A 1,791-nucleotide genomic window follows, 5' to 3' on the forward strand; every position below is an offset into this window, starting at 1 on the left:
GGGGGGGGATCGCCAATGCATGCCCCTGTTGAATTGGATAATCATGTTCAGCAATTTAAATGTGTTAATTGTGGGCAAGTTGGTCAAGTTACTTTGCCGATTGTTACTGTTGGTGAGGGTTATCTTGAATTAATTTCAGATATAGAAGTCAAATAATAGCAATTACGTAAGAACGAAAATACTACATATGGTGTAGATTATCATTTTTACATCACCATATAGTTGCAAAGGTAGGGTTGCTGATATATAGTTTCCCTATGGTGCGGTTTTTGTAACCAATTTAAAGCCGCCGACAATTTATCTTATTCACAAAACCTCGCTTCGGCGGGGTTTTTTTATGTCTGCGATTTGGAGACTGGTGCAGCAATGTACCTGTTACGACATGCTAGGAAAACAAACCAAGTTTTTCGCAGTAGCTCTAGCAGGAGTTGTTGCGACGTTCTTTGCCTCGAAAGGCGATAAAGTTACTCAGTTTTTTGCAGGATGGACTGCATTGTTTGCTGCTTTCACTGTTAATGAGCTGTGCATGGTGTTTGGCGCCTTGCTTGGCTTTGCCTCTTTTATTCTGTCTTGGGTTTATAAGCAGAAGTACCTGGAAGCACTGAGATTAAAAGAGAAAAGTGCAGCCAAGGGGTTAATTGAGGACGTGGAGCGATGAAACACGTTAAAAAAGTCACTTGCTCGGTAATGGCGATTATCGGGTTAGTGGTTGGTGGTGTCGTTCCTGACACATCCATTGTTGAAGTTAACCCATCCGTTGCAGCGCACTATGATGCGGTAACTCGTGATGTTCAGCCTAAAGACGATTGGCAGGCTATTGGCCAAGTCGTTATTAATGGCGTCGATGTCGGTGAGTTAATCGTTTCTCAGCAAGCTTTGGAGATCATCGGCAATGCAGAGGGGTGCATTCGAAGTCCATACACCTGCCCTGCTGGCTTGCTCACTGATGGCCTTGGCAACACACATAATGTTACCGGCGAGATAAAAACCGACGAACAAATCGCGATTGATTGGACTCGGAATATTATCGCCGCCCAGAATTGTCTCACTGCATCAGCTGATGTGTCCCTGATGAGCCAGGGGCAAATTGATGCATTCACATCATTCATATTCAACACAGGCTGTACGCGATTCAGACACAACAGCGACGGCAGTGAGACTCGTATTTACCACAAAATCAAACAAGGCTGGTTTACTGGCGCCTGCAATGAACTGACGTTTTGGGTTTATGGCGGCGGTAAAAAGCTGCTTGGTTTGGTGATTCGCCGCGAGAAGGAGACTCACGTATGCCATTCATAGGAAGCCTGTCTAAGTCGTGGACCATTGCGATTGGCTTGGCGTTGGCGTTGTTTTATCAGTCTTGGTCAACGGGCATTGAGCTTAGAGAACTGAAAGATGAACTCGCTCAGGCTTACGTTGATAAGGGTGCATCGGATGTCGCACTGACAACGGCTGTACAGTTAAATCAATCCTTAAACAAAACTATTGAGTCAATGAACCAGCAGTTCATTGATGCTCAAAAAGCGGATGATTGGTTGCGAACATTCAATGCGACCATGGACTCAAAACTGGAAAACACCATTTTAGATTTAGGGAAGCTGTTTGATGACCAAACACAAAATGTTAATAGTGGCTGCACTGAGCAGTTTAGCGATGGCGTCTATCAGCGGATGCTCGACCACTACCGTACCGAAACGGGAAGTGGTGATTCAGGTTGAATACCTGCCGATGCTGCCGCCACCAGCCCTGCTTTCTCCATGCAATCCACCGTTTGATAAACCGCCTCTGACT

3 protein-coding genes are annotated in these 1,791 nt (G+C 45.4%); all 3 read left to right on the forward strand.

The annotated features are described in order from the left end of the window. The first annotated feature begins 337 nt into the window (after nucleotides 1–337). Genes BLS03_RS25280 through BLS03_RS25290 form a run of 3 tightly spaced genes read left to right on the forward strand, consistent with a single transcriptional unit; the run spans nucleotide 338 to nucleotide 1,718 of the window. Nucleotides 338–658: a hypothetical protein gene (locus BLS03_RS25280; protein WP_143015705.1), complete on the forward strand. Its 321-nt coding sequence runs from the start codon at nucleotides 338–340 to the stop codon at nucleotides 656–658. Then, a complete protein-coding gene (locus tag BLS03_RS25285) occupies nucleotides 655–1,299 on the forward strand; it encodes a lysozyme (protein ID WP_093279602.1) in 645 nt (214 codons plus the stop codon). Before BLS03_RS25280 ends, BLS03_RS25285 begins: the two co-directional genes overlap by 4 nt. Continuing rightward, nucleotides 1,287–1,718, forward strand: a complete 432-nt coding sequence (locus BLS03_RS25290) for a hypothetical protein (RefSeq protein ID WP_093279603.1) — start codon at nucleotides 1,287–1,289, stop codon at nucleotides 1,716–1,718. The genes BLS03_RS25285 and BLS03_RS25290 overlap by 13 nt, the downstream gene beginning before the upstream one ends. Nucleotides 1,719–1,791 lie beyond the last annotated feature (73 nt).

The organism is Vibrio xiamenensis (assembly GCF_900100015.1).
GTDB classification, from domain to species: Bacteria; Pseudomonadota; Gammaproteobacteria; order Enterobacterales; family Vibrionaceae; genus Vibrio; species Vibrio xiamenensis.

Excerpts from the sequence above, each read along its gene's own strand:
- BLS03_RS25280 (WP_143015705.1), top strand. The coding sequence starts at position 338 with ATGTCTGCGATTTGGAGACTGGTGCAGCAATGTACCTGTTACGACATG.
- BLS03_RS25285 (WP_093279602.1), top strand. The coding sequence starts at position 655 with ATGAAACACGTTAAAAAAGTCACTTGCTCGGTAATGGCGATTATCGGG.
- BLS03_RS25290 (WP_093279603.1), top strand. The coding sequence starts at position 1,287 with ATGCCATTCATAGGAAGCCTGTCTAAGTCGTGGACCATTGCGATTGGC.